The sequence below is a fragment of the Mycobacterium seoulense genome, assembly GCF_010731595.1.
Lineage (GTDB): Bacteria > Actinomycetota > Actinomycetes > Mycobacteriales > Mycobacteriaceae > Mycobacterium > Mycobacterium seoulense.
On record NZ_AP022582.1, the window covers coordinates 3,865,904 to 3,891,460 of the forward strand.

General features: G+C 70.1%; 24 protein-coding genes. 8 read left to right on the forward strand and 16 right to left on the reverse strand.

The window, feature by feature from the left end; all coding sequences use genetic code 11:
- Positions 1 to 23: 23 nt before the first annotated feature.
- Complete coding sequence (gene glpK / locus G6N37_RS18010; protein WP_163682449.1) at positions 24 to 1,544, reverse strand: glycerol kinase GlpK; 1,521 nt, start codon at positions 1,542 to 1,544, stop codon at positions 24 to 26.
- Positions 1,545 to 1,630: 86 nt separating this feature from the next.
- On the opposite strand from glpK, the gene G6N37_RS18015 reads away from it, so the two are divergent.
- Together G6N37_RS18015 and G6N37_RS18020 are read left to right on the forward strand one after the other, a co-directional pair.
- Complete coding sequence (locus G6N37_RS18015) at positions 1,631 to 3,115, forward strand: glutamate--cysteine ligase (protein ID WP_163682451.1); 1,485 nt, start codon at positions 1,631 to 1,633, stop codon at positions 3,113 to 3,115.
- A gap of 21 nt (positions 3,116 to 3,136) precedes the next feature.
- Complete coding sequence (locus tag G6N37_RS18020) at positions 3,137 to 3,817, forward strand: class I SAM-dependent methyltransferase (protein ID WP_163682453.1); 681 nt, start codon at positions 3,137 to 3,139, stop codon at positions 3,815 to 3,817.
- A gap of 3 nt (positions 3,818 to 3,820) precedes the next feature.
- On the opposite strand, the gene egtE is transcribed toward G6N37_RS18020, so the two are convergent.
- From egtE to G6N37_RS18065, 9 genes are all read right to left on the reverse strand, one after another.
- A complete protein-coding gene (gene egtE / locus G6N37_RS18025; RefSeq protein WP_163682455.1) occupies positions 3,821 to 4,969 on the reverse strand; it encodes an ergothioneine biosynthesis PLP-dependent enzyme EgtE in 1,149 nt (382 codons plus the stop codon).
- Positions 4,966 to 5,931 (reverse strand): L-histidine N(alpha)-methyltransferase, encoded by a 966-nt coding sequence (gene egtD / locus G6N37_RS18030; protein WP_163682457.1) that lies wholly within the window; start codon positions 5,929 to 5,931, stop codon positions 4,966 to 4,968. Before egtD ends, egtE begins: the two co-directional genes overlap by 4 nt.
- Positions 5,928 to 6,641, reverse strand: coding sequence for an ergothioneine biosynthesis protein EgtC (gene egtC, locus G6N37_RS18035; protein WP_163682459.1), 714 nt, complete (start codon positions 6,639 to 6,641; stop codon positions 5,928 to 5,930). Before egtC ends, egtD begins: the two co-directional genes overlap by 4 nt.
- A complete protein-coding gene (gene egtB / locus G6N37_RS18040; protein ID WP_163682461.1) occupies positions 6,641 to 7,936 on the reverse strand; it encodes an ergothioneine biosynthesis protein EgtB in 1,296 nt (431 codons plus the stop codon). The genes egtC and egtB overlap by 1 nt, the downstream gene beginning before the upstream one ends.
- An 89-nt stretch (positions 7,937 to 8,025) precedes the next feature.
- Positions 8,026 to 9,288 carry an ergothioneine biosynthesis glutamate--cysteine ligase EgtA gene (gene egtA / locus G6N37_RS18045; protein ID WP_163682463.1) on the reverse strand — a complete coding sequence of 421 codons (1,263 nt, stop codon included), beginning with the start codon at positions 9,286 to 9,288 and terminating at the stop codon, positions 8,026 to 8,028.
- Between the two features lie 165 nt (positions 9,289 to 9,453).
- Positions 9,454 to 10,101, reverse strand: coding sequence for a sensor domain-containing protein (locus G6N37_RS18050; RefSeq protein WP_163685190.1), 648 nt, complete (start codon positions 10,099 to 10,101; stop codon positions 9,454 to 9,456).
- Positions 10,102 to 10,140: 39 nt separating this feature from the next.
- Positions 10,141 to 11,589, reverse strand: a complete 1,449-nt coding sequence (locus G6N37_RS18055; RefSeq protein ID WP_163682465.1) for a catalase — start codon at positions 11,587 to 11,589, stop codon at positions 10,141 to 10,143.
- 109 nt (positions 11,590 to 11,698) lie between these two features.
- A complete protein-coding gene (locus tag G6N37_RS18060; RefSeq protein WP_163682468.1) occupies positions 11,699 to 12,085 on the reverse strand; it encodes a hypothetical protein in 387 nt (128 codons plus the stop codon).
- 159 nt (positions 12,086 to 12,244) lie between these two features.
- Entirely contained in the window at positions 12,245 to 12,619 is a 375-nt protein-coding gene (locus G6N37_RS18065) for a hypothetical protein (protein ID WP_163682470.1), read from the reverse strand.
- A gap of 224 nt (positions 12,620 to 12,843) precedes the next feature.
- Between G6N37_RS18065 and G6N37_RS18070 the strand changes: the two genes are divergently transcribed.
- Positions 12,844 to 13,839, forward strand: a complete 996-nt coding sequence (locus G6N37_RS18070) for a glycoside hydrolase family 6 protein (RefSeq protein WP_163682472.1) — start codon at positions 12,844 to 12,846, stop codon at positions 13,837 to 13,839.
- On the opposite strand, the gene G6N37_RS18075 is transcribed toward G6N37_RS18070, so the two are convergent.
- From G6N37_RS18075 to G6N37_RS18085, 3 genes are read right to left on the reverse strand one after another with little or no spacing between them, the layout of a single operon-like run.
- Entirely contained in the window at positions 13,840 to 14,979 is a 1,140-nt protein-coding gene (locus G6N37_RS18075) for a DUF4185 domain-containing protein (protein WP_179961857.1), read from the reverse strand. It lies immediately after the preceding gene.
- Positions 14,980 to 14,986: 7 nt separating this feature from the next.
- Entirely contained in the window at positions 14,987 to 16,030 is a 1,044-nt protein-coding gene (locus tag G6N37_RS18080; RefSeq protein WP_163682473.1) for an aspartate-semialdehyde dehydrogenase, read from the reverse strand.
- Entirely contained in the window at positions 16,031 to 17,296 is a 1,266-nt protein-coding gene (locus G6N37_RS18085; RefSeq protein WP_163682475.1) for an aspartate kinase, read from the reverse strand.
- Between the two features lie 298 nt (positions 17,297 to 17,594).
- On the opposite strand from G6N37_RS18085, the gene leuA reads away from it, so the two are divergent.
- Entirely contained in the window at positions 17,595 to 19,493 is a 1,899-nt protein-coding gene (gene leuA / locus G6N37_RS18090) for a 2-isopropylmalate synthase (RefSeq protein ID WP_163682477.1), read from the forward strand.
- A gap of 6 nt (positions 19,494 to 19,499) precedes the next feature.
- Here the strand turns inward: leuA and G6N37_RS18095 are convergent, their stop codons facing one another.
- Positions 19,500 to 20,492 (reverse strand): DEDDh family exonuclease, encoded by a 993-nt coding sequence (locus G6N37_RS18095; RefSeq protein WP_163682479.1) that lies wholly within the window; start codon positions 20,490 to 20,492, stop codon positions 19,500 to 19,502.
- A gap of 72 nt (positions 20,493 to 20,564) precedes the next feature.
- On the opposite strand from G6N37_RS18095, the gene G6N37_RS18100 reads away from it, so the two are divergent.
- From G6N37_RS18100 to G6N37_RS18110, 3 genes are read left to right on the forward strand one after another with little or no spacing between them, the layout of a single operon-like run.
- On the forward strand, positions 20,565 to 21,794 hold the full coding sequence (locus G6N37_RS18100; protein ID WP_163682481.1) for a Mur ligase family protein: 1,230 nt from the start codon (positions 20,565 to 20,567) through the stop codon (positions 21,792 to 21,794).
- The gene (locus tag G6N37_RS18105) at positions 21,787 to 22,494 is read left to right on the forward strand and encodes a type 1 glutamine amidotransferase (RefSeq protein WP_163682483.1); all 708 of its coding nucleotides are present in this window, start codon (positions 21,787 to 21,789) and stop codon (positions 22,492 to 22,494) included. The genes G6N37_RS18100 and G6N37_RS18105 overlap by 8 nt, the downstream gene beginning before the upstream one ends.
- Before the next feature lies 1 nt (position 22,495).
- Complete coding sequence (locus G6N37_RS18110) at positions 22,496 to 22,933, forward strand: hypothetical protein (protein WP_163682486.1); 438 nt, start codon at positions 22,496 to 22,498, stop codon at positions 22,931 to 22,933.
- Positions 22,934 to 22,939: 6 nt separating this feature from the next.
- On the opposite strand, the gene recR is transcribed toward G6N37_RS18110, so the two are convergent.
- Both recR and G6N37_RS18120 read right to left on the reverse strand, forming a co-directional pair.
- A complete protein-coding gene (gene recR, locus G6N37_RS18115) occupies positions 22,940 to 23,551 on the reverse strand; it encodes a recombination mediator RecR (RefSeq protein ID WP_085241286.1) in 612 nt (203 codons plus the stop codon).
- Positions 23,552 to 23,564: 13 nt separating this feature from the next.
- On the reverse strand, positions 23,565 to 23,912 hold the full coding sequence (locus tag G6N37_RS18120; RefSeq protein WP_163682488.1) for a YbaB/EbfC family nucleoid-associated protein: 348 nt from the start codon (positions 23,910 to 23,912) through the stop codon (positions 23,565 to 23,567).
- Positions 23,913 to 24,010: 98 nt separating this feature from the next.
- Between G6N37_RS18120 and G6N37_RS18125 the strand changes: the two genes are divergently transcribed.
- Positions 24,011 to 24,784: an Rv3717 family N-acetylmuramoyl-L-alanine amidase gene (locus G6N37_RS18125; protein WP_197745707.1), complete on the forward strand. Its 774-nt coding sequence runs from the start codon at positions 24,011 to 24,013 to the stop codon at positions 24,782 to 24,784.
- The last annotated feature ends 773 nt before the right edge of the window (positions 24,785 to 25,557 follow it).

Below are 25,557 nucleotides of genomic sequence, written 5' to 3' on the forward strand. Positions count from 1 at the left end.
CCCCCACCCCGGCGGACCCTGGATCAGGTGACGTCCACCCAATCCAGGGTCCGCTGCACCGCCTTGAGCCAACCCGCGTACCCGGCGGCGCGCTGCTCGTCGGTCCAGGCCGGCGTCCAGCGCTTGTCCTCGCGCCAGTTGGCCCGCAGGTCGGACGGATCCGCCCAGAAGCCCACCGCCAAGCCGGCCGCGTAGGCAGCGCCCAGCGCGGTCGTCTCGGCGACCACCGGACGCACCACGTCGACGCCGAGCACGTCGGCCTGAATCTGCATGCACAGGTCGTTCCCGGTGACACCGCCGTCTACCTTCAGAACTTCCAGGCGCACACCGGAATCCGCCGCCATCGCGTCGACCACGTCGCGGCTCTGGTAGCAGATCGCCTCCAGCGTCGCGCGGGCCAGGTGCGCGTTGGTGTTGAACCGCGACAGCCCGACGATCGCGCCGCGGGCGTCGGATCGCCAGTACGGCGCGAACAGCCCCGAAAAGGCCGGGACGAAATAGACCCCGCCGTTGTCGGGTACCTGACGCGCCAGCGACTCGCTTTGCGCCGCGCCGCTGATGATGCCCAGCTGGTCGCGCAGCCACTGCACCGCGGCGCCGGTGACCGCGATCGAACCCTCAAGCGCGTAAACCGGTTTGGCGTCTCCGAACTGGTAGCAGACGGTGGTCAGTAGACCGTTGTCCGATCGCACGATCGTCTCGCCGGTGTTGAGCAGCAAGAAGTTTCCGGTGCCGTAGGTGTTCTTGGCCTCACCCTCCGACAGGCACACCTGGCCCACCATCGCCGCGTGCTGGTCACCGAGCATGCCGGTGACCGGCACCTCGCCGCCGACCGGCCCGGTCTGCGCGGAGACGCCGTACGGCCGTGGCGACGACGACGGCGCGATCGCCGGCAGCATCGCACGCGGGATGGAGAAGAACGACAACAGCTCGTCGTCCCAATCCAGGGTCTCCAGGTCCATCAGCATGGTCCGGCTGGCGTTGGTCACGTCGGTGACGTGCACGCCGCCGCGCGCGCCTCCGGTCAGATTCCACAGCACCCAGGTGTCGGGGGTGCCGAACAGGGCGTCACCGCTCTCGGCGGCCTCCCGCACCCCGTCGACGTTCTCCAGGATCCATTGCAGTTTGCCGCCGGAGAAATAGGTCGCCGGGGGCAGTCCCGCCTTGCGGCGGATCACTTCGCCGTGGCCGTCCCGTTCCAGCGCCGACGCGATCCGGTCGGTGCGGGTGTCCTGCCAGACGATCGCGTTGTAGTAGGGCCGGCCGGTGTGCCGATTCCACACCAGCGTTGTTTCCCGCTGGTTCGTGATGCCAAGCGCGGCAATGTGTTTGGCGGACAAGTTGGCCCGGTTCAGCACCGACGTCAGCACCGACGACGTCCGCTCCCAGATCTCGACCGGGTCGTGCTCGACCCAACCGGCGCGGGGCAGGATCTGTTCGTGCTCGAGCTGGTGGCGAGCCACCTCGGCACCGTCATGATCGAAGATCATGCAGCGGGTGCTGGTGGTTCCCTGGTCGATGGCGGCGACGAACTCAGCGGACACGTCAGGAGTCCATCATGGTCCGGGCGGACTCGACAAGCTCACCGCGTAGCTTGCTTTACCGCCGGTAACCCTGTTCCATCGGCGGTGTGGGCGAAGAGGTCAAGCGCACCACGTACAACAGCGCACATCGGCGGGAATACCACCGCAAGCTCCAGCTATGCCTGGACGTCTTGGAGACGATGCTGGCGCAGTCGCGCTTCGACTCGGCCACGCCGCTCACCGGCATGGAGATCGAGTGCAACCTCGTCGACGCCCACTATCAGCCCGCGATGTCGAATCGCGATGTGCTGGACGCCATCGCCGATCCGGCGTTCCAGCCGGAATTGGGCGCCTACAACATCGAATTCAACGTGCCGCCCCACGCCCTGCCCGGGCACACCGCGCTGGACCTGGAAAGCGAGGTGCGGACCAGCCTGAACGAGGCCGAGATCAAGGCCGGCTCGGGCGGCGCGCACATCGTGATGATCGGGATCCTGCCCACGCTGATGCCCGAGCACCTGGCCACCGGATGGATGAGCGACTCGAGGCGGTACGCCGCGCTCAACGAGTCGATCTTCACCGCCCGCGGCGAGGACATCCCGATCAACATCTCCGGACCCGAGCCGCTGAGCTGGCAGGCCGTGTCGATAGCCCCCGAATCCGCTTGCACCAGCATCCAATTGCATTTGCAGGTGGCCCCGGAAGCGTTCGCCGCCAACTGGAACGCGGCCCAGGTGGTGGCCGGCCCACAGCTGGCGCTGGGCGCCAACTCGCCGTACTTCTTCGGCCACCAGCTGTGGGCCGAGACCCGAATCGAGCTGTTCACCCAGTCCACCGACACCCGGCCCGAGAAGCTCAAGTCCCAGGGGGTGCGGCCGCGGGTGTGGTTCGGCGAAGGGTGGATCGGCTCGGTCCTCGACCTGTATCGAGAGAACATCCGCTACTTCCCGTCCCTGCTGCCCGAGGTCTCCGACGAGGATCCGGTCGCCGAGCTGGCCGCCGGCCGGGTCCCGCACCTGTCCGAGCTGCGGCTGCACAGCGGCACCGTCTACCGGTGGAACCGGCCGGTCTACGACGTGGTCCAGGTGGACGGGGCGGGCCGCCCGCACCTGCGGCTGGAGAACCGGGTGCTGCCGGCGGGGCCGACCGTCGTGGACATGCTGGCCAATTCCGCCTTCTTCTACGGCCTACTGCGCCGCCTGTCCGAGGACGACCATCCCGTGTGGTCGGGTATGGATTTCACTGCGGCGCACGCGAATTTCCTCGAGGCGGCGCGCAACGGCATCGACGCCCGGCTGCATTGGCCCGGGCTGGGCGAGGTGACGGCGACCGCACTGGTGCTGGACACGTTGCTGCCGATCGCCGACGAGGGATTGCGGCGCTGGGGCGTGGACGCCGAGGTGCGGGACCGCTTCCTCGGGGTCATCGAGGGCCGCGCCAAAACCGGCCGCAACGGCGCCAGCTGGCAGGTGTCCACGGTGCGCGCCCTTCAGGACGGTGGGATGGCGCGCCCCGCGGCGCTGGCCGAGATGCTGCGCCGCTACTGCGAACACATGCACGCCAACGAGCCGGTGCACACCTGGGGGTCCTGAACCCGGAGTACGTTGACAACCATGACGGGCGATCAGGTGATGGACTGGGACAGCGCATACCGGGAGCAGGCGCACTTCGAGGGCCCGCCGCCGTGGAACATCGGCGAGCCGCAGCCCGAACTGGCCGCGCTGGCCGCGGCCGGGAAGTTCCGCAGCGACGTGCTGGACGCCGGGTGCGGGGTCGCCGAACTGTCGTTGGCGCTGGCCGCCCAGGGCTACACGGTGGTCGGGGTCGACATCACGCCGACCGCCGTCGCGGCCGCCACCCGGACCGCCCAGGAGCGCGGCCTGACCACGGCCAGCTTCGTGCAGGCCGACATCACCTCGTTCAGTGGCTATGACGGACGGTTCTCCACCGTGGTCGATTCCACGCTGTTTCACTCGCTGCCGGTCGAGGGCCGCGACGGCTACCTGAGCTCCATCCACCGCGCGGCCGCGCCGGGCGCCAGCTTGTTCGTGCTGGTGTTCGCCAAGGGCGCGTTTCCCGCCGAGATGGAACCCAAGCCCAACGAGGTCGGCGAGGACGAACTTCGCGCCGCGGTCAGCAAGTACTGGGAGGTGGACGACATCCGGCCGGCCTTCATCCTGTCGAACGTCGTCGAGATCGCGGGCGCGCCATTCGAATTCCCGCCGCACGAGCGCGACGCGAAGGGCCGGATGAAGATGCCTGCCTACCTGCTCACGGCGCACAAAGCGGGCTAGGTCCTAACCGGCCGTCGCCGCCGTCGCGGCGATCAGCGCCTCCGCGAAGGTCTCCAGATCGTCGGCGGTGGTGTCGACGTGCGGCGAGATCCGCAGTCGCGGCCCGGCCAGCTCCAGGGGCGCCCGCTGCACGCCGACGAAGGTGGTCAGGATCCGCCGCTCGGCGAGCAGCCACGACCGCACCGCTTGCGGATCGGCGCCGTCGACCGGCGCCAGGGTGGTGATGGCGCTGGGCTCGTCGACCTCTTCGACCACCACCCAGCCCGCGACATCGGCCAGCACCCGGCGGCTGAGGCCGCCCAGCTCGGCGAGCCGCGCCCGCACTGCCCGCGGCCCGTACGCCAGGTGCTCCCCCAGCGCCAGCGAAAACCCAACGCGCGCGGCGACATTGGCCTCACCGAACTCCAGCTGCTCGGCCACCGTGAACGAGCCCGCGAGCCACTCCGGCGCGGCCAGCCGCGGATGCAAGCCCTCCATCAGCCGGCGGCGCACCGCCAGCGCCCCGACACCGCGCGGCCCGGCGATCCACTTGCGCGACGACGCATAGGTCACATCGGCGCCGACCGCGCAGTCCACCTGGCCCAGCGCCTGGGCGGCATCGACGACCAGCGGCAGCCCCAGCTCGCGGCACAGCTGCGCGATCATCGCCAACGGTTGCACCACCCCGCTGTGGCTGCCGACCGCGGTCAGGTTGACCAGGTCGGGCGGGTCGGCCTGTAGCGCCAGCGCCGCGTCGTCGAGCGCGACCCGGCCGTCCTCGAGCGTCGGCAGCAGCTGACGGTCGAACCCGTGGGCGGCCAGCAACGCCAGGTTCGGACCGTATTCGCCGGGCAGGCACGCCACCCTGCGCCGGTCGGCCGGCCAGGCGCCGAGCAGCAGGTCCAGCGCGTTGAGGGAGCCCGTGGTGAACACCACCTCGGCGTCGGGCATGCCGGTCAGCGCGGCGAACGCGAGGCGTCCGGCGTCCAGCGCGGGCGCGGCCGCCTCGGCCGCGACGTAGCCGCCGACTTCGGATTCGTTGCGCGCGTGCAGGGCGGCGGCCTCGATCACCGCAAGGCTCTGTCGCGAGCAGGCCGCGCTGTCCAGGTGCAGCCCGGCCACCGCCGGGCGGGCCGCCCGCCACCGGTTCGCCAGCGAACCCCCGGCCGTCACTTCACGGCCAACGACAACCCGAAGTCGCCCGCGGCGTCCGTCCACCACCGGGTGCGACGCAGCCCCACCGCGGCCAATTCGGCGCTCACCCCGTCCGGTCGGAACTTGCACGACACCTCGGTGAGCATCTCCTCGCCGGCCGCGAAATCGACGGTCAGGTCGAGCGCCTCGACGCGTACCCGCTGGCGCCGGCCGGCGCGCAGCCACATTTCGATGCGTTCCTCGTCGGCATTCCAGCGCGCCACGTGGTCGAAGGCCTCGACGTCGAAATCGGCGTCGAGTTGCCGGTTGATCACCGCCAGCACGTTGCGGTTGAACGCCGCCGTCACCCCGGCCGAGTCGTCGTAGGCGCGCACCAGCCGGCCGGTGTCCTTGACCAGGTCCGTACCCAGCAGCAGGCTGTCCCCGGGCCCCATCTGGGCGGACAGGCTCGACAGGAACTCCGCCCGCGGTCCGGGGGTGAGGTTGCCGATCGTCGACCCCAGGAACACGAACAGGCGCCGACCCCCGGTCGGGATCTGGGTCAGGTGTTCCTCGAAATCGCCGCACACCGCGTTGATTTCGACGCCGGCATATTCCCGCTGGATGGCCGCCGCGGCCGTCGACAGGATGCCGGCGTCGACGTCGAACGGGACGAACCTGCGCAGCGATCCGCGGTCGCGCAGCGCGTCGAGCAGCAGCCGGGTCTTCTCCGACGTCCCGCTGCCCAACTCCACCAGGGTGTCGGCCCCGCTGGCCGCGGCGACGTCTGCCGACCGCGCGCGCAGGATCTCGGCCTCGGCGCGGGTCGGATAGTACTCGGGCAACCGGGTGATCTGGTCGAACAGGTGACTGCCCAGCGAATCGTAGAACCATTTGGGCGGCAACGACTTCGGTGTCCGCTGCAGGCCCTCGAACACGTCGCGGCGCAACGCACGGTCGGCGGAGTCGGCGGCCAGGTGGTTGGACAGGGTCAGCGTCATCGATAACCTTCCGGGTGATCCAGCGGGGTCAGCGCGACCCCCGTCGCGGTGACGTCGACGAGGTGGCGGTCCGGCACTTCCTCCCAACCGGGGTCGTCGTCGTAGGGCTCGCTGGCCAGGACGACACCGTCGGCGCGGCGCAGGATCGACAGCGTGTCGCCGAAGGCCGTCGCCAGCAGGCGAGAGCCGTTGGCGGCCAGGATGTTCAGCCGCGCGTTCGGGTCGGCAGCCGCTACCTCGCTGATCGTCTCGCCGAGCGCGTCGAGGCCGCGGTCGAAGATGGCCGCCGCGAGCAGCGCGCTGTCGCAAACCGATTCGGCCCGCGCGGTATCCGGCAGCGCGGCGCGGTCGACGACCCCGTTGTGCGACAACAACCACTGGCCGTCGGTGAACGGCGCCGTCGCGCTGACGTCGATCGGCATCCCGACCGTCGCCGACCGCACCGCGGCCACCACGCAGTGGCTGCGCAGCGCCGGCGCGACGGAGGCGAACGACGCGTCACCCCACAGGGGCGCCGGGCTGCGCCAGCGGCGCGGCACTTGGCCGCCCGGGGAGACGTCGAAAAACCCGACGCCCCAACCGTCGGCGTTGAGCAGGCCGTGCTTCTGCCGGCGCGGGGCATACGACTGCACCCGCAGCCCGTACGGCGGGTCCAGCACCAGCGAGGAAACGGTGACGTCGGCCCCGAGCCAACCGAGGTGACGGCACATCAGGCGGAATCCTCGGCGTCCCAGGCCAACCGGACGCCGGAGAAGATCTGGCGCCGGATCGGATGGTCCCAGTTGCGGAAGCTCGGCCGCAGGATGGCGGGCTCCACGGCCCACGATCCACCGCGCAGCACCCGGTAGTCGCCGCCGAAGAACGGTTGGGAGTAGCGCTCGTAGATCATCGGGACGAAGCCGGGCCACGGCCGCAGCGGCGAGGAGGTCCACTCCCACACGTCGCCGAGCATCTGCTCGGCCCCGTACGCCGAGGCGCCGGCCGGGTACGCCCCGACGGGCGCCGGGCCCAGCGCGGCTCCGCCCAGGTTGGCGAGGGCGTCGGTCGGCGGCTGCGCCCCCCACGGGTAGCGGCGCCGGCGGTCGGTGGCCGGGTCCCACGCGCAGGCCTTCTCCCATTCCATCTCGGTGGGCAGCCGCGCGCCGGCCCAGGCCGCGTAGGCCTGCGCCTCGAAGTAGGTGACGTGCTGCACCGGTTCGTCGGCGGGGATGTCCTCGACGTGTCCGAAGCGGGTGCGCGTTCGCGCGTCGGGGCTCCAGAACTGCGGCGCGGTCAGGCCGGCGCGCTGGCGATGCTCCCAGCCGCGCTCGGACCACCAGCGGGGCTGCCGGTACCCGCCGTCGTCCATGAACTGCCGCCATTCGCCGTTGGTGACCGGCACCCGGCCGATCCGGAAGGCCGGCAGCTCGACGACGTGGGCGGGACGCTCGTTGTCCAACGCGTACGGCTCGGTCGCGGCGTCCACGCCCAGCACAAACGGGCCGGCGGGCACCGGCACCGAGGTGCCTGCCAACCCGGGGCGCCCGGCGGGCAGCGCCGCGCTGTCGCGCAACAGCGGCGCGCCGCTGCGCAGGTTCAACGCCTGCAACATGGTCTCGTCGTGCTGGTTTTCGTGGCTGATCACCAACGCGAACGCGAAGCTGTCCGCGTCGTCGGGCAGGGCGTCGAGGGCGTCGAGGGCGGCCGAGCGCACGGTCCGGCAGTACGACCGCGCGCGGTCCGGGGACAGCAGCGGCAACTCGACCCGGCTCGCGCGCGAGTGCACGAAGGCGTCGTAGAGGCCCTCGACCGCCGGCGGCAGCATGCCGGGCCGGCCCGGGTCGCCGTCACGCAGCAGCCACAGCTCCTCTTGCTGACCGATGTGCGCCAGGTCCCACACCAGCGGGCTCATCAGGGGGTCGTACTGCCGGTACAGTTCGGCGTCGTCGAAGTCGACCAGCCGCAACGTCCGCGCCCGCGCCCGCGCCAGATCGTCGGCAAGACTCGCCCGGCATGACGATCGCAAGCGCGGCGCCGGGGGTGCTCCCCAGCTCCGCGGGGACCCCACCCGCTTGTGGGGGACCGGGCGCGGCGGGTCGGAATCCTCAGCGGAAGTCACAGCCCCCCTCGCGCCAGTCGCGCCACGGTGGGCGCGATGCCGTGCTGGATCACCCGGTCGGAGAAGTCGTCGCCGGGACATCGGCCCCGTTCGACGGCGTCGACCAGGCGCTGCATCGAATCGGCGAGTCCGGGCGGCGCCAGTCCGGCGGCGACGGCGACGCACTTGTTGGCCGCGGCGTACAGCCGCCGGTCGCGCAGCCCCAACCGGGCCGCGGTGTCCCAGGCGGTGGCCACCGGTTCGACCGCCTCGGCCGCGACGCCGGCCGCGACCGGGTCGTCGAGCAGGGTCACCAGGGTGAACACCAGCACCGGCCAGAAGGCGTCCGGCACGCTGTCGAGGTAGCGGATCTCCAGCCACTGCCTGGGGCGCACCGGGGGAAACAGTGTGGTCAGGTGGTATTCCAAATCGGCGACGGTGGGGCGACGATCACCGAGCAACACCCGGCCGTCCACCCAGTCGGCAAACGGCACCCAGCGCTCGACCGCTGTGAGTTCTGAGGCTGTGTGCACCAGCATCACCGGCGCTTTGAGCGCGTAGCGCGCCCAGTCGGTGCCGGGTTCGTCGCCGCTGGCGCCCAGGATGGGTCCGCACCGCGCCGAGTCCATCTGGCCCCACACCCATTGCCGGGTCGAGGCCCAGCCGGTGAACCCGCCGCGCAGCATCGGCGAGTTCGCGGCCATCGCGATCATGGTGGGGCCCAGCGCGTGCGCCAGCCGTACCCGGTCCGCCCAGCCGGCCCGCGGCCCGGCGTCCAGGTTGACCTGAATGGACGCGGTGGACGTCATCATGGCCGCGCCGGCCGCACCCGAGCGGCTGGACGCGAAGAACCGCTCCATGGCGCGGTAGCGCGCGCCCGGGTTGATGCGCTTGGGCAGGCGCAGCGGGTCCGCCCCCAAAAAGACGAGGCCCAGCCCGGCGCCGGCGAACGCCGACCGCAACACGGACTGGTCGCGGCGCATCGCGTCGATGGCGGCCACCACCCCGTCGGCCGGCGGACCGGACAGCTCCACCGCACCGCCGGGCTCCACCGTGACCCGGCTGCCGCCGGGCAACGCCGGCAGCTGCCTCAGCACGTCGGCGATCTCGTCCCAGCCGGGCCTGCGGTGCGGGTCGGCCGGGTCGTGGCAGTGGGCTTCCACCTCCAGACCAACCCGGGCCAATGGGGCGTCCACCAGGCAGCCCTCGGCGATGTAGTGCGCGGCTGCTCTGGAATCGGCCATCTCGGAGCTCGCGGTAGTGATAGCGGCAAACGTCATATCACTATCCCTTCGGGCCTGGGCCAGCCTGAGCACGCGTCTGCGGACCACTTCCCTGCATAGCTAAGGCAACGGTAACCGCCACTACTTCATCTAACAGATGGCTCCGACATATTCCCGTTCGCGCCCAAACTCAAGCATCCCGACCCGGCCCCGAAACCCGGCTCACTGACCGAGCGCGTTCTGCATCGCGCCGGCCAGCACGTCGACCGCCGGCCCGGCGTTGCCAGACTGGCAGACCTTGGCCTGCAGCAACACATTTTCGCGCAGCCTGGTTTGATTGAAACACCGCCGATCGGTGCCGGCCTCTTGCTTGGTCCAGTTCGCGTCGGCGGCGCCGGGTGGCCCCCCCTCGAACGACCACACCTGAGTCACGCCGTTGTCCAGGTGCATCGCGGTGGTCTGGCCGGAGCAGCCCACCGTGCGGTCCACCACGCGATGGAACGCGCGGTCGGCGGCGTCGTTGGTGGCAAACACCCCGACCGCCTGCTTGACGAAGTGGGTCTGGTCGTTGGCCGACGTCTGGGTGACGGCGCCGTTGAACGACGCCAGGTCCGGGTCGGCGTACACCTCGGGCAATCCGATGTCGGCCCAGTTGTTGCACGCCGGAACGTCCACCCAGTCACCCCGCACCGGCTGGGTGAACACCGACTCCCAGCCCATGGGTCCGCCCACGATGTTGCCGACCGACCCTTTACCCAGGACCGCGTAGTTCACCACCCCGGGTTCCGACGGGTGCGCGGCCGCAACCGGTAGGGCGGCCGCGCACTCCATGGCCAGGCCGATGGTGATCGCGACAGCGCGGACCCGCATGGTCATTCCAGCGATCATGCCAGGCGGGTGGGCGCGCGGTCAGCCCCCGTTGCCCCGCACGCCCTCCTCGACCAACTTGCCGAGGTCGGGGTCGACGTTGCGCCAGTACTCGAACACCCGCGACAGCACCGGTTCCTTGACGCCCTTGGATACGTGCCCAATGATGTTGTGCGCCAACCGGTCCCGAGCCGCGTCGTCGAGGACGTCGCGAACCATGGTGCCGGCCTGGCCCCAGTCGTCGTCCTCGGCGTGCAGCGTGTACGCGGCGCGGACCATGTCGCCGTCGGCGTGCCAGCGCACCTCGGCGGCCCGGGCCGGGTCGGCGTGCGGGCCGCCGTAGGAGTTGGGCGCGTACACCGGGTCGGAGACGTTCTTGACCCGCATCGCCCCGTCCTTGGAGTAGCTGTTCACCTCGACCTTCGGTTCGTTGACGGGGATCTGCCGGTAGTTGGTGCCCAGCCGGGCGCGGTGCGCGTCGGAGTAGGAGAACCCGCGGGCCTGCAGCATCTTGTCGGGACTCAGCCCGGTGCCGGGCACGGTGTTGTTCGGCTCGAAGGCGGCCTGCTCGATTTCGGTGTGGTAATCGGTGACGTTGCGGTTCAGCGTCATCTTGCCGACGTCGATCAACGGGTAGTCGCCGTGCGGCCACACCTTGGTCAGGTCGAACGGGTTGAACCGGTAGTTGCGGGCCTCCTCGTACGGCATGATCTGCATCTTCAGGGTCCAGCTGGGGTGGTCGCCGCCCTCGATCGCCTCGTAGAGGTCCCGCTGGTGGTAGTCGCCGTCCTCCCCGGCCAGCCGGTCGGCGTCTTCCTGGGTCAGGAAGTCGACGCCCTGATCGGTCTTGAAGTGATACTTGACCCAGAAGATCTCGCCGGACGCGTTGATCCAGCTATAGGTGTGGCTGCTGTAGCCGTTCATGTGCCGCCAGGTCTTGGGGATGCCGCGGTCACCCATCAGCCAGGTCACCTGGTGGGCGGACTCCGGCGACAGGGTCCAGAAGTCCCACTGCATGTTGTGGTCGCGGACGTTGCTCGCCTGCAGGCGCTTCTGGGAACGGATGAAGTGCTGGAATTTCAGCGGGTCCCGCATGAAGAAGACCGGCGTGTTGTTACCGACCATGTCGAAGTTGCCTTCGCTGGTGTAGAACTTCAGGGCGAAGCCGCGCGGGTCGCGCCAGGTGTCCGGGCTGCCGCGCTCGCCCGCGACGGTGGAGAACCTGGCCAGCATGTCGGTCTTGGTGCCGGGCTGGAAGACCGCGGCCCTGGTGTATTTGCTGACGTCGTTGGTGACCTCGAAGGTGCCGAAGGCGCCGCCGCCCTTCGCGTGCGGCTGACGCTCCGGGATGCGCTCCCGGTTGAACTGGGCCATCTGCTCGATCAGGTAGTGGTCCTGCAGCAGGATCGGGCCGTCGGGCCCGATCGTCAACGACTGGTCGTCGCTGGGTGCAGCGATGCCGGCGTCAGTGGTGGTGAAACGCTCCGTCATGTCGCTATCTCCTCGGTTGGTGGGCTGACTCCAGGCTTTGGCTACGAAAATGCCCGCGTACCAATGACTATTCTCGCTTTCTTGACCGAGTCAAGAAGTGCATCGGCCGCTACGGACGCGGCGCCGGTGCGCCGGGGGGCATGGGCACGATCAACCCGGGGCCGCCGGAATTCCATGGGCCGCCGGGCCCGGGCCCCCCGGACCCCCACGGCCCGGGGCCGTATCCCGGTCCCCACGGACCATTGCCCGGTCCGGGGCCGCCCCCGGGCCTGAACATCTGGCCGTGGTGATAGTGGCAGTGGTGGTAATACCCGTACACGAAGGCCCCGGCGAAGAACACGGTGGAGATGATGAAGACGGTCCCGGCGACGATGACCACCCACGCCGCGGCCGTGTACAACCTTGGCGGTCTCACCCGCTCCGGCGGCGGGGGTGCGGCTGCTGGCGCGGGGGCGGGGGTCGGCGGGGTCGGCTGCGGTTCTGGTGTCTCGCTCATCCCTGAATGATGCCCAAGGGCGCCTCCGGCATAACAGGGTCGGGCCACAAACTTGCTGTGAATCGAGGTGCGGCGGCGCGGCGCCGGTGACGAGACGACACGCGGCCCGGCGCTCTCGGGGAGCACCGGGCCGCTGGCGGTACGGGAGGGGTTGTGGAGCTACGGCGTCCGGGACGGGGCGACCGACGACGGAATCTGGCTGGGGCCGGGGGCGGCGGGCGCCACCGACGCGGGCCCGCCCTGCTGGATACCGGCCGGCCCGCCGGCACCCGGGCCACCCGGGCCGCCCATGCGGTGCGGGTGCATGAACGCCGCGTGGTGCTTGTGGTGGTGGCCGTGGTGGCCGCCGCGGTGGCCGAGGATGAAGCCGGTGAAGAAGATGACCGCGACGATGAACACGATCCCGGCGACGATGGCGACCCACGCGGCGAGTTGGAAGACCCGCGGGGCCCGGTAGGCGGCCGCCGCTTCCGCGGCGACCGGTGCGGTGGCGGTGGCAGTCCGCGCAGTGGGGGTTTCAGATGTTTCACTCATGAGACAAATGATGAAGTCGTTAACAATAGTGCGGCTATGCACCACTTATGTAGGAGCTGTGAGGTCAAAACCCGCTCCCCAGCAGGTCAACCAGCCAAACCCACCCTCGGGTAAGCGTCAGCGGCCCGTGCCGGCATGGACCGGATCGGCGCAAACGAATTCCATGGCAGCAGTGTGGACCCACGATTGGCGTTCGACGCCGCGGACCCACTAATTTTCCTGACGTGATGTCTTCAGCTGCTGGTGCAGTCGCGCGGTGGATCGCCCCCCTGCTCACGGTCGCCGCCGTGGGTCTGCTTGCCGGCCCGCCGCAGGCCGGTCCCCCGCCGGCGGTGCGCCTGGCCGACGATGCGAACCCGTTGGCCGGCATGCCCTTCTACGTCAACCCCAACTCGGCGGCCATGCGCGCGGCGCAGCATGCCGATCCTGCAAGTCCGGAGTTGACCGCGATCGCCAACACGCCGCAGGCGTATTGGATCGTCCCGGGCTCGTCCGCGGCCACGGTCGCGAAGTACACCGGCGACGCGCAGGCCGCCGGCGCCATCCCGGTGCTGGCGGTCTACGGAATCCCCCACCGCGACTGTGGCAGCTTCGCCGCGGGCGGCTTCGCGACGGCCGACGACTACCGCGCGTGGATCAGCGGCATCGCCAATGACGTGGGCGGTGCGCGGACGGCGATCATCCTCGAACCCGACGCCCTCGCCATGGCCGACTGCCTGTCCGCCGACCAGCGCCAGGAACGCTACGACCTGATCCGCTACGCCGTCGACACCCTGACGCGCAATCCGGCCACGGCCGTGTACATCGACGCCGGCCACCTGCGCTGGCACAGCCCCGAGGACATGGCCGCCCGGCTCAACGCGGTCGGGGTCGGGCACGCGCGGGGTTTCAGCGTCAACACCGCGAACTTCTACACCACCGCGGACGAAATCGGTTACGGCGAAGCGATTTCGGGGCTGACGAACGGTTCGCACTACGTGATCGACACGTCGCGCAATGGCGTCGGGCCGGCGCCCGACTCCCGGCTCAACTGGTGCAACCCCAGCGGCCGGGCGCTCGGCACCCCGCCCACCACGGCCACCGCGGGCGCGCACGCCGACGCCTATCTGTGGATCAAACGTCCCGGCGAATCCGACGGAACGTGCGACAACGGCGATCCGCCGGCGGGCACCTTCGTGAGTCAGTACGCGATCGATCTGGCCCACAACTCGGGCCACTGATCACGGCTTGAACGGGTTCACCGCGAACTGGATCACCCGGTAGGGCGCCGCGACCCGGGCCCGGGTGTCCCACTGGCTCACGAAGATTCGCAGCTCGTCGAGGGTGGAGCCGGGCGAAATGTATCCGCCGTACGGTTGCGCGAGCCGGTTGTCATACGGCGGCGGCAGGCTCTCCGCGGGCTCCGGCCACTCGTCGTGCTGCACCACCGTGGTCACCGGCGCGTCGCCCAGGCCGGTCGGGTCGTCGGCGACGCGGACCTCCATGTTGCCGGTGACCGCGTTGAAATACGACAGCACGGCCTTGCCGTCGATTTGCCGAATGCTCATCTCGCCGACGGCGTCCGGCCACAGCGGGGTGGGGGACTTGCCCCAGCCACCGTGCGGGCCGGCCGCCCAGCCCTGCCACCGGGACCGGTCGGTAAACGCTTGCGGGGTCGCCCGATACAGCACGACGGGGTCCCTGCGGGTGAAGCTGTCGGCCACGATGTACACCCACCCGGTGGGCGAGTCCGGCTTCGGGATCGGGTCGTAGTAGCCGCTGATCTGCGTCTGGGACCCGCCCTGATAGGAGGCGGGTCGCCGCGACCCGGCGATGGTCTGCCACCCCGCCCGCGCGGGCTCGGCCGTCACCAGCCGTGAGCTCTGCGGCTCCAGGTTCTTCGTCGTCGTCACCATCAGGTAGTTGCGCCGGTTGATCTGCACCACCCCGGCGGGCAGCTGCGAGGCGCCCGGCGGGGTGGGATCGGCCAGCAGCGGGTTGCTGATGCCGGTGACGCCCGTGTAGCGCACCCCGGCCGGGTCGTCGATCGACGCGGTGTCCACGTGCAACGCGACCGGCGCGTACCAGCCGCCGAACCCGACGCCCTGGCCGGCGAAGCTGTCGCCGCAGACCTGCAACAGCTCGGTGGGGAATTCAACGAACTCACAGAGGTCGGTCGCGCCGATGCCGTAGTCCCCGGTGGGGGTGCCCGTGCCGGCCGTGGGCCCGAGCCGCAACACCTGACCGGGCGCCAGCGGACCCACGATCGGCTCGGGCACCGGAGCGGGCGGGTCGGCGTGCGCAAGCCAAAAGCATTGCGGCGCAAACAGAGTCAATGCAAGCGAGCACCGCGCGACCAGTCGAGTGTGGGCGGTGTTCACCCGCTCATCACAGCTGGGCGGCCAGCAGCTCGGCGATCTGGATGGTGTTCAGCGCCGCGCCCTTGCGCAGGTTGTCGCCCGACACGAACAGCGCCAGGCCGCGCCCGTCGGGCACGCCCGGATCGTGCCGGATGCGGCCGACCAGCGACTCGTCGACGCCGGCGGCCGCCAACGGGGTAGGCACGTCGACCACCTTGACGCCCGGCGCGCCGTCGAGCAGCGCCCGGGCCCGCTCGGGCGACAGCGGCCGGGCGAATTCGGCGTTGATCGACAGCGAGTGCCCGGTGAACACCGGCACCCGCACGCAGGTTCCGCTGACGGCCAACTCGGGGATGCCCAGGATCTTGCGGCTCTCGTGCCGCAGCTTCTGGTCCTCGTCGGTCTCGCCGGAGCCGTCGTCCACCAGCGAGCCGGCCAGCGGCACCACGTTGAAGGCGATCGGCGCGACGTAGGTCTTGGGCTCGGGAAACTCGACCGCGGAGCCGTCGTGCACCAACTGCTCGGCGTCGTCGATGACCGCGCGCGCCTGGGTCGCCAGCTCCTCGACCCCGGCCAGCCCGCTGCCGGACACCGCCTGATAGCTCGAGACCACCAGGCGCACCAGCTCGGCCTCGTCGTGCAGCACCTTGAGCACCGGCATCGCGGCCATCGTGGTGCAGTTCGGGTTGGCGATGATGCCCTTCGGCAGGGCGCCGGCGCCCCGAACATCCCTGTCGAAGTTCACCTCGGACACCACCAGCGGCACGTCGGGGTCCTTGCGCCACGCCGACGAGTTGTCGATCACCGTCACCCCGGCCGCGGCGAACCGCGGCGCCTGCACCAGCGACATCGTCTTGCCCGCGGAGAACAGCGCGATGTCCAGCCCGGTCGGGTCCGCGGTCGCGGCGTCCTCGACCTCGATCTCCTGGCCGCGGAATTCCAGCTTGCGCCCCTGCGAGCGCGACGACGCGAAAAACCGCACCGAGGTCGCGGGGAAGTCCCGCTCGTCGAGCAACCTGCGCATCACCTGGCCCACCTGGCCGGTGGCGCCCACTACACCTATGGCAACCATCTATCTGCCCGTCCCCGCATACACCGTGGCCGACTCCTCGCCGCCGAGCCCGAACGCCTCGTGCAACGCCACGACGGCCTTGTCTAGTTCGGTGTCGCGGCACAGCACCGAGATGCGGATCTCGGAGGTGGAGATCAGTTCGATGTTGACGCCGACCTCCGCCAGCGCCTCGCAGAAGGTCGCGGTGACGCCGGGGTGGCTGCGCATGCCCGCGCCGATCAGCGACACCTTGCCGATGTGGTCGTCGTAGAGCAGCTGGGTGAACCCGATCTCGTCCTTGAGCGCGTCCAGCGTGGCCACCGCCGTGGGTCCGCTGTCGCGCGAGCAGGTGAAGGTGATGTCGGTCTTGCCGTCCTCGACCTTGGAGACGTTCTGCAGCACCATGTCGATGTTCACGTCGGCGTCGGCGACGGCCCGGAACACGCGGGCCGCATACCCCGGGATGTCGGGTATCCCGACGATGGTCACCTTTGCCTCGCTGCGGTCGTGCGCGACTCCGGTCAGGATGGGGTCTTCCATGGCGATGTCCTTGATCGATCCCTTGACGATGGTGCCCGGCCTGTCCGAGTACGACGAGCGGACGTGCACCGGAATGTTGTAGCGGCGAGCGTATTCGACGCAGCGCAACATCAGCACCTTGGCGCCGCAGGCCGCCATCTCGAGCATCTCCTCGAACGTCACCGTGTCCAACCGTCGGGCGTTGTGCACGATGCGCGGGTCGGCGCTGAAGATGCCGTCCACGTCGGTGTAGATCTCGCAGACGTCGGCGTGCAGCGCGGCGGCCAGCGCGACGGCCGTGGTGTCCGAGCCGCCGCGGCCGAGCGTGGTGACGTCGCGGGTGTCCTGGCTCACGCCCTGGAACCCGGCGACCAGCACGATGCGCCCCTCGTCGAGCGCGTCCCGCAGCCGTCCCGGCGTCACCTCGATGATCTTCGCGTTGCCGTGGGTGCCGGTGGTGATGACGCCGGCCTGCGAACCGGTGAACGAGCGCGCCTGCGCGCCCAGCGATTCGATCGCCATGGCCACCAGCGCGTTGGAGATGCGCTCGCCGGCGGTCAGCAGCATGTCGAGCTCCCGCGGCGGCGGGGCCGGGCACACCTGCTGGGCCAGGTCCATCAGGTCGTCGGTGGTGTCGCCCATCGCGGAGACCACGACGACGACGTCGTTCCCCTGCTTCTTGGTCGCGACGATGCGCTCGGCCACCCGGCGGATCCGGTCGGCGTCGGCCACCGAGGATCCGCCGTACTTCTGCACGACGAGCGCCACTGTCTCCCTTTCCCGCTGGCATTTAGGTCCACAACAGAATACGTGCCTGCACATCGGGATTTTCCCGGCGAGGCGTCCGGTGTGAACTCACGGCCTTGCGTGTGCGTTCGGGGCTGAATATTCGCGGTTTTCCCGCCGTGACCGCACACCGGAGGCCGTCACCGCACACTCGACGACTTTCGCGCAATTTTCGCCGGGGCGCCGATCGCGGTAGAGTTCTCGACGTGCAGCGGGTGCTCCTCCTCGGACGCCGCGACGGGGTCTGATCCAGACCGGCTTCCCGTCGCGGGTGTTCGCGATGCGCCGGTCTGAGGTTCCTTCTGACACCCCCGGAGCAACTACCGTGACTTCCAACCCCGACGCCTATACGTCAACACGTTCGATCGTCAAACCCGCGGGCCCGCCACGGCCCGGCCAGCCCGCGTGGAACCCGCAGCGGGGCTCGGCGATGCCGGTCAACCGGTACCGGTCCTTCGCCGACGAGGTCGAGCCCGTCCTGCTGCCCGACCGCACCTGGCCCGACCGCGTCATCGATCGCGCTCCGCTGTGGTGCGCGGTGGACCTGCGCGACGGCAACCAGGCGCTGATCGACCCGATGAGCCCGGCCCGCAAGCGCCGCATGTTCGACCTGCTGGTCCGCATGGGCTACAAGGAGATCGAGGTCGGCTTCCCGTCGGCCAGCCAGACCGACTTCGACTTCGTCCGCGAGATCATCACCGACGGCGCCATCCCCGACGACGTCACCATCCAGGTGCTGACCCAGTGCCGGCCCGAACTCATCGAGCGCACCTTCGTCGCGTGCGAGGGCGCGCCGCGGGCCATCGTGCACTTCTACAACTCGACGTCAATCCTGCAGCGCCGCGTGGTTTTTCGCGCCGACCGGGCCGCGGTGCTGGCCATCGCCACCGACGGCGCCCGCAAGTGCGTCGAGGAGGCCGCCAAATACCCTGGCACACAATGGCGTTTCGAGTACTCGCCGGAGTCCTACACCGGAACAGAGCTGGAGTACGCCCGGCAGGTGTGCGACGCCGTGGGCGAGATCATCGCGCCGACCCCGGACAACCCGATCATCTTCAACCTGCCCGCCACCGTGGAGATGGCCACCCCCAACGTCTATGCCGACTCGATCGAGTGGATGAGCCGTAACCTGGCCAACCGCGAATCGGTCATCCTGAGCCTGCATCCGCACAACGACCGCGGGACCGCAGTCGCCGCAGCCGAATTGGGCTTCGCCGCCGGCGCCGACCGGATCGAGGGCTGCCTGTTCGGCAACGGCGAGCGCACCGGCAACGTGTGCCTGGTGACGCTGGGGCTCAACCTGTTCTCCCGCGGCGTGGACCCCCAGATCGACTTCTCCAACATCGACGAGATCCGTCGCACCGTGGAGTACTGCAACCAGCTGCCGGTACACGAGCGCCACCCCTACGGCGGGGACCTGGTCTACACCGCGTTCTCCGGCAGCCACCAGGACGCCATCAACAAGGGCCTGGACCAGATGAAGATCGACGCCGACGCCGCGGACGCCGACGTCGAGGACATGCTCTGGCAGGTGCCGTACCTGCCGATCGACCCCAAGGACGTCGGGCGCACCTACGAGGCGGTGATCCGGGTCAACTCGCAGTCCGGCAAGGGCGGGGTGGCCTACATCATGAAGTCCGACCACGGCCTGGCCCTGCCGCGGCGGCTGCAGATCGAGTTCTCCCAGGCGATCCAGCAGATCACCGAGGGTGAGGGCGGGGAGGTCTCCCCCAAGGAGATGTGGGACGCGTTCTACGAGGAGTACCTGGCCCCGGTCTGGCCGCTGGAGCGGATGAAGCAGCGGGTCGAGGCCTCGGAGGAAGACAGCGGCAGCACCACGATCGCGGCGACCGTCAAGGTCAACGGGGTCGAGACCGAGATCAGCGGCGCGGGCAACGGCCCCCTGGCGGCGTTCGTCCACGCGCTGGGTGAGGTGGGGTTCGACGTCGCGGTCCTCGACTACTCCGAGCACGCGATGAGCGCCGGCGACGACGCGCAGGCCGCGGCCTACGTGGAGGCGTCGGTTGCCGTGCCGATCGCGAGCGCGGCGGAGCCGGGCGAAGCGGGTCGGCACGCGACCAGCGAGCGCCGCACGGTGTGGGGTGTCGGCATCGCGCCGTCGATCACCACCGCGTCGCTGCGGGCCGTGGTGTCGGCGGTCAACCGCGCGGCGCGTTAGGGACTGCTAGAACAGCGAGAGCTGCTGATCCACCGTGGTGGTGTCGGTGAATTCCTCCATACTGGTGCCGCCGACGACGGCGCGGATGGAGTCCATGAACTGCCTGTCGGAGATGACCGGGATGCCCAGCTGGCGGGCCAGGTAGCCCTTGCCCTGGTCCGGGGCGGGGTCGTTGCAGATCACCAGCGACGTCTCCGCGTCCACGGCGTCGGTGTAGGCCAGCCCGGCGTGCAGGATCCGCTCGACGAGTTCCTCGTGGGTGCGGCCGACCTCGGCCGCCAGGGCCACCCGCATGCCCTGCACCAGCGGCCGGCCGCACACGTAGTGGCCGGGATTGAGATACGGGCAGGGCATCCGCGAGGCCAGCACCTTCAACGGGCGCAGCTCGTCGTGGGTGACGCGGCCGTTCGGCCACCGGCGCCGGGTCACCGGATGCACGGGCAGCCAGATGTCGCGTTGGCGCGCCCGCTCGAGCGCCGACGCCAGCACCCCGGTCAGCACCATCGCGTCGTCGAAGGCGTCGTGCGGCCGTTCCTGGGTCACGCCCCAGTGCGCCGCCAGCGTCTCCAATCGCAGGTTGTCGATGCCGAGGTCCAACCGCCGGGCCAGCTCGACCGTGCACATGACGGAGTCGATGGGCAGTTCGGCCTCGGCGAGTTCGGCTTCCGCGGCCAGGAACGAGTAGTCGAACGCGACGTTGTGGGCCACCAGGGTGCGGCCGTCCAGCACCTTGACCACGTCGTCGACGACGTCGGTGAACTGCGGCTGGTCTTCCAGCATCGCGGCGGTCAGGCCGTGCACGTGGGTGGGACCCGGATCCACGCCGGGGTTGAGCAGGCTGACGACCGACTGCTCGACGCGGCCGTCGGAATCGAGGCCGAGCACCGCCAGGCTGATGACGCGCGCCTGGCCCGGACGAAAGCCCGAGGTCTCGACGTCGATGACGGCCCAGCCCCCGACCGGCTCGCTGGCCGGCCGACCCCAGGACACGCCGTTCATGACTTGAGGATGGCACGTCGGACCGACATCGCCGGGTCGCTACGCTGCCGTGTCGGTCGGTAATCTGCCCGGGTGATCACCACCCGCGCCCGCCTGGCCCTCGCCGCGGGAGCGGGCGCGCGCTGGGCGTCGCGGGTGACCGGCCGCGGGGCCGGGGCGATGATCGGCGGCCTGGTCGCGATGACCCTGGACCGCTCGGTGCTTGGCCAGCTCGCAGCCGGCCGGCGCACCGTCGTGGTCACGGGCACCAACGGCAAGTCGACCACCACGCGGATGACCGCCGCCGCGCTGGGCACGCTGGGATCGGTGGCCACCAACGCCGAGGGCGCCAACATGGACGCCGGGCTGGTGGCCGCGCTGGCGGCGAACCGCGAGGCGCCGCTGGCGGCCCTGGAGGTCGACGAGATGCACGTGCCACACGTCTCGGACGCGGTCGAGCCCGCCGTCGTCGTGCTGCTCAACCTGTCGCGCGACCAGCTGGACCGCGTCGGCGAGATCAACGTCATCGAACGCACGCTGCGAGCCGGGCTGGCGCGCCACCCGAAGGCGGTCGTCGTCGCCAACTGCGACGACGTGCTCATGACGTCGGCGGCCTACGACAGCCCGAACGTGGTGTGGGTGGCCGCGGGCGGCTCCTGGGCGAACGACTCGGTCAGCTGCCCGCGCAGCGGCGAGGTCATCGTCCGCGAGAAGGGCCACTGGTATTCCACCGGCGCCGACTTCAAGCGGCCCAGCCCCCAGTGGTGGTTCGACGACGAGACGCTGTACGGGCCCGACGGGCTGGCCCTGCCGATGCGGTTGGCGCTGCCGGGGGCGGTCAACCGCGGCAACGCCGCCCAGGCCGTCGCGGCCGCCGTCGCCCTGGGTGCCGACCCGGTCCGGGCCCTCGCGGCCGCCAGCCGAGTCGACGAGGTGGCCGGGCGCTACCGGACCGTCCGGATCGGCGACCACCAGGCGCGGATCCTGCTGGCCAAGAACCCGGCCGGCTGGCAGGAGGCGCTGTCGATGGTCGACAAGCACGCGGCCGGGGTGGTGATCTCGGTGAACGGGCAGGTGCCCGACGGCGAGGACCTGTCCTGGCTGTGGGACGTGCAGTTCGAACACTTCGACAAGACCGCGGTGGTGGCGGCCGGCGAGCGGGGCACCGACCTCGCGGTGCGGCTCGGGTATGCGGGTGTCGACCACACCCTGGTGCACGACACCGTGGCCGCCATCGCGTCCTGCCCGCCGGGTCGGGTCGAGGTCGTCGCCAACTACACCGCGTTCCTCCAGCTGCAACGGGCGTTGGCGCGTCATGGCTGACTCGACCGTGCGCATCGGGCTGGTGCTGCCCGACGTCATGGGCACCTACGGCGACGGCGGCAACGCGCTGGTGCTGCGCCAGCGGCTGCGGCTGCGGGGCATCGCCGCGGAGATCGTCGAGATCACGCTGGCCGACCCGGTGCCGGACTCGCTGGACCTCTACACGCTGGGCGGGGCCGAGGACTACGCGCAGCGGTTGGCCACCAAGCACCTGATCAAGCACCCGGGGCTGCAGCGCGCCGCGGAACGCGGCGCGCCCGTGCTGGCGATCTGCGCGGCGGTCCAGGTGCTCGGCCAGTGGTATGAGACATCGGCGGGTGAACGGGTCGACGGCGTGGGCCTGCTCGATGCGACCACCTCGCCGCAGGAGGCCCGCACCATCGGGGAGCTGATCACCAAGCCGCTGCTGCCCGGGCTGACCCAACGGCTCACCGGTTTCGAGAACCACCGGGGCGGCACCGTGCTCGGCCCCGCCGCGTCCCCGCTGGGTGCGGTGGTCAAGGGCGCGGGCAACCGGGCGGGCGACGGCTACGACGGCGCGGTGCAGGGCAGCGTCGTCGCCACCTACATGCACGGGCCGTGCCTGGCCCGCAACCCCGAGCTGGCCGACCTGCTGCTGGGCCAGGTGGTCGGTGGGCTGGCACCATTGAACCTGCCAGAGGTGGAGTTGCTGCGCCGGGAGCGATTGGCGGCGCGCTGACGTGAGGAAAGACATCGCGAGAAGCAGCCGGCCGGGGTGGGCGGGCGGCGGCGCCCTGCTGGTCGCGGCCGCATTGATTACGCCGGTGCCCGCGCACGCCGCCCCGGAAGTGCCGAGCGGTCGGTACACCGTGCTCTATACCGACAGCGACAAGTCGACCAATTGGCTGTTCGCCCCGTGCGGGTCGGACTGCACGCTGGCGACCTCGCAGGACGGCGGGACGTTCGTCATCAGCTGGGAGTTCGACCTCGCGAACGGACGCTGGACCCACAGCGGCGCGACGCGGGCGCCGTGCGCGAACGGAGCCTCGGTCCCGGCAACCGTCGACTACAGCTTCGACGCCGTGTCGCTTGCCGGTGAGGGCCGGACGACCACGTCGGACGGGTGTGGAGGTCCAGGCTCGACCGTCACCCGGCCGTTCCGATTAATCAAGTCCTGAGCGACCTCAGACCATCGCCCGGCGGCCGGCGAGCGCGCGGCCCAGCGTCAGCTCGTCGGCGAACTCCAGGTCGCCGCCCATCGGCAGCCCGGAGGCGATCCGCGTCACGGTCAGGCCGGGGATGTCACGCAACATCCGGACCAGATAGGTGGCGGTCGCCTCGCCCTCGGTGTTGGGGTCGGTGGCGATGATCACCTCGGCGATGTCGACGTCGTCGACCCGCTCCCCGATCCGGCTGAGCAGCTCGCGGATCCGCAGCTGATCGGGCCCCACCCCCGACAGCGGATCCAGGGCGCCGCCCAGCACGTGGTAGCGGCCCCGGAACTCGCGGGTGCGCTCGACGGCCTGGACATCCTTCGGCTCCTCGACGACGCACACCAGCGAGCCGTCCCGGCGGGGGTCCGAGCAGATCCGGCACCGCTCGTTGTCGGAGACGTTGCCGCACACCGCGCAGAACCGGACGCCGTCGCGGACCTTCCCCAGCGCCGCGGTCAGGCGGTCGATGTCCGGGGGCTCGACGGACAACAGGTGAAAGGCGATGCGTTGCGCGCTCTTGGGCCCGATACCCGGCAGCTTGCCGAGCTCGTCGATCAAATCCTGGACGGGTCCTTCAAACATGTCGGCGGAGGATCTAGAGCCCCGGCGCCGGGGCCGGGGGCTGGCCCGGGGGCGGCCCGCCGAGTCCGCCGGCCAGCGCGCCGAGCCGCTCCTGCGCCATCCGGGTGACCTGCTTCGACGCGTCGGCCATGGCACCGACGATCAAGTCCTGCAGCGTCTCGACGTCGCCGGGGTCGACCACCTGGGGATCGATCCGCACCGCGACCACCTCGCCGCTGCCTTTCACCGTCACCTTGACCAAGCCACCGCCGGCCTGTCCGTGCACCTCGGCGTTGGCGAGGTGTTGCTGGGCTTCCATCAACTTCTGCTGCATCTGCTGCGCCTGGGCCAGCAGCGCCGACATGTCGCCTCCAGGTTGCATGACAGTCCCCTCGCATCTTGGTCTCGAGTTGGTTTCGCCTGCGTGTGTCCGGCGATTCGAAACACCCAGCGTAGACCGCGCGAGGCTACCTTTGCGCCGTGGACCTACGAGTGAGCAGGCGTGTCGGCGTCAGGTTGGTCATGGGTGTGCTGGTCGCCGCGTCGGCGGCGATCACCCCGGCCGCGGTCCCGGCCGCATGGGGCGTCCCCTCCAACATCGCCGGCATGGTGGTTTTCATCGATCCCGGCCACAACGGCTCCAACGACGCCTCGATCAGCCGTCAGGTGCCCACCGGCCGCGGCGGCACCAAGGACTGCCAGGCGAGCGGGACGTCGACCAACAGCGGCTATCAGGAACACACCTTCACCTGGGACACCGCGCTGCGGGTCCGTGCGGAGTTGAACGCCCTGGGCGTCCGGACCGCCATGGCGCGCGGCAACGACACCGGGCTGGGGCCGTGCGTCGACGAGCGCGCCAACATGGCCAACGCGCTGCACCCCAACGCGGTCCTGAGCATCCACGCCGACGGCGGCCCGGCGTCGGGCCGGGGATTCCACGTCAACTACTCGGCCCCGCCGCTGAACCAGGTGCAGGCGGGCCCGTCGGTGCAGTACGCCCGGATCATGCGCGACCAGATGCAGGCCTCCGGGATTCCGCCGGCCAACTACATCGGCCAGAACGGGCTGTACGGTCGCTCGGACCTGGCCGGGCTGAACCTGGCACAGTACCCGTCGATCCTGGTCGAGTGCGGCAACATGAAGAACCCCGCGGATTCGGCGTTGATGGAATCGGCCGAGGGCAGGCAGAAGTACGCCGACGCGATGGTCCGCGGCGTCGCGGGTTTCCTGGCCTCGCAGGGCCAGGCGCGCTAACCCGCCACCAGCGCCCGGCACGCGCCGGCGCCACCGCGGAGGCTGCTCCGCCGGGCCGTGACCCCCATCGTGGTTTACCGCACAGCTAACACACTGGTCACTTCGGAAAATTTGCCTCAAGGCGGCGCGCGCCAACGAGACCTTGGGTATCGTCTGTTCCACGCATGTCGAGTTGCGGGGTGGGAGAACCGATGATCGACCCGTCGACAACGACAACGCCGACTTGTTCGTTTCGGCCGACGACAACCGGCGCGGGACGACGTGCGGCGGGCCTTCGCCGAAGTCTCAACCAACTGCCGGATGGTCGAGAGCGCAACCATTCGCGCTGCATCTCCGCTCCGCCCGGCAAAGTAGCGAGAGCGGCCACGCTGGCGCCGCCGTCGACTCATACGCCTTTGAGGCGGGCGAAGTCGGATGAGGTTTGAGGGCCGGAAACACCTACTGACGGGGCGACAATCAAATGTCCCGCCTTCACGAAAGTCTGGTCACTTCCGCACCGAATGGCGACCCAGCCTATTGGCGAATATCGGGAAATCAGTCATTCCAGATTTGCCTAGGCGAGCAATCAGCAAAGCGCCGCGAGAGCTGGCACCACCCAGGGCCGATTTTTTCGAGGCGGACCGCCACGTGTTCCACGCAGCGATTGCTTATTCGGACCTCGAGCCGAACTCTGAATATGTGTTTGCGCTGGTAGAGCCCGGGATTACACCCCATCAGCTCCGTAATCGATCAATTGGAATGGGCACCGGTATCACGCCCAACACCCGACGTTT

Bases quoted from the DNA above. Each gene is read 5' to 3' on its own strand.
- G6N37_RS18020 (WP_163682453.1), top strand. From the start codon at position 3,137: ATGACGGGCGATCAGGTGATGGACTGGGACAGCGCATACCGGGAGCAG.
- egtD (WP_163682457.1), bottom strand. From the start codon at position 5,931: ATGACGCTGACCCTGTCCAACCACCTGGCCGCCGACTCCGCCGACCGT.
- egtC (WP_163682459.1), bottom strand. From the start codon at position 6,641: ATGTGCCGTCACCTCGGTTGGCTCGGGGCCGACGTCACCGTTTCCTCG.
- egtA (WP_163682463.1), bottom strand. From the start codon at position 9,288: ATGACGTTTGCCGCTATCACTACCGCGAGCTCCGAGATGGCCGATTCC.
- G6N37_RS18050 (WP_163685190.1), bottom strand. From the start codon at position 10,101: ATGCGGGTCCGCGCTGTCGCGATCACCATCGGCCTGGCCATGGAGTGC.
- G6N37_RS18055 (WP_163682465.1), bottom strand. From the start codon at position 11,589: ATGACGGAGCGTTTCACCACCACTGACGCCGGCATCGCTGCACCCAGC.
- G6N37_RS18060 (WP_163682468.1), bottom strand. From the start codon at position 12,085: ATGAGCGAGACACCAGAACCGCAGCCGACCCCGCCGACCCCCGCCCCC.
- G6N37_RS18065 (WP_163682470.1), bottom strand. From the start codon at position 12,619: ATGAGTGAAACATCTGAAACCCCCACTGCGCGGACTGCCACCGCCACC.
- G6N37_RS18080 (WP_163682473.1), bottom strand. From the start codon at position 16,030: ATGGTTGCCATAGGTGTAGTGGGCGCCACCGGCCAGGTGGGCCAGGTG.
- leuA (WP_163682477.1), top strand. From the start codon at position 17,595: ATGCGCCGGTCTGAGGTTCCTTCTGACACCCCCGGAGCAACTACCGTG.
- G6N37_RS18095 (WP_163682479.1), bottom strand. From the start codon at position 20,492: ATGAACGGCGTGTCCTGGGGTCGGCCGGCCAGCGAGCCGGTCGGGGGC.
- G6N37_RS18105 (WP_163682483.1), top strand. From the start codon at position 21,787: ATGGCTGACTCGACCGTGCGCATCGGGCTGGTGCTGCCCGACGTCATG.
- recR (WP_085241286.1), bottom strand. From the start codon at position 23,551: ATGTTTGAAGGACCCGTCCAGGATTTGATCGACGAGCTCGGCAAGCTG.
- G6N37_RS18120 (WP_163682488.1), bottom strand. From the start codon at position 23,912: ATGCAACCTGGAGGCGACATGTCGGCGCTGCTGGCCCAGGCGCAGCAG.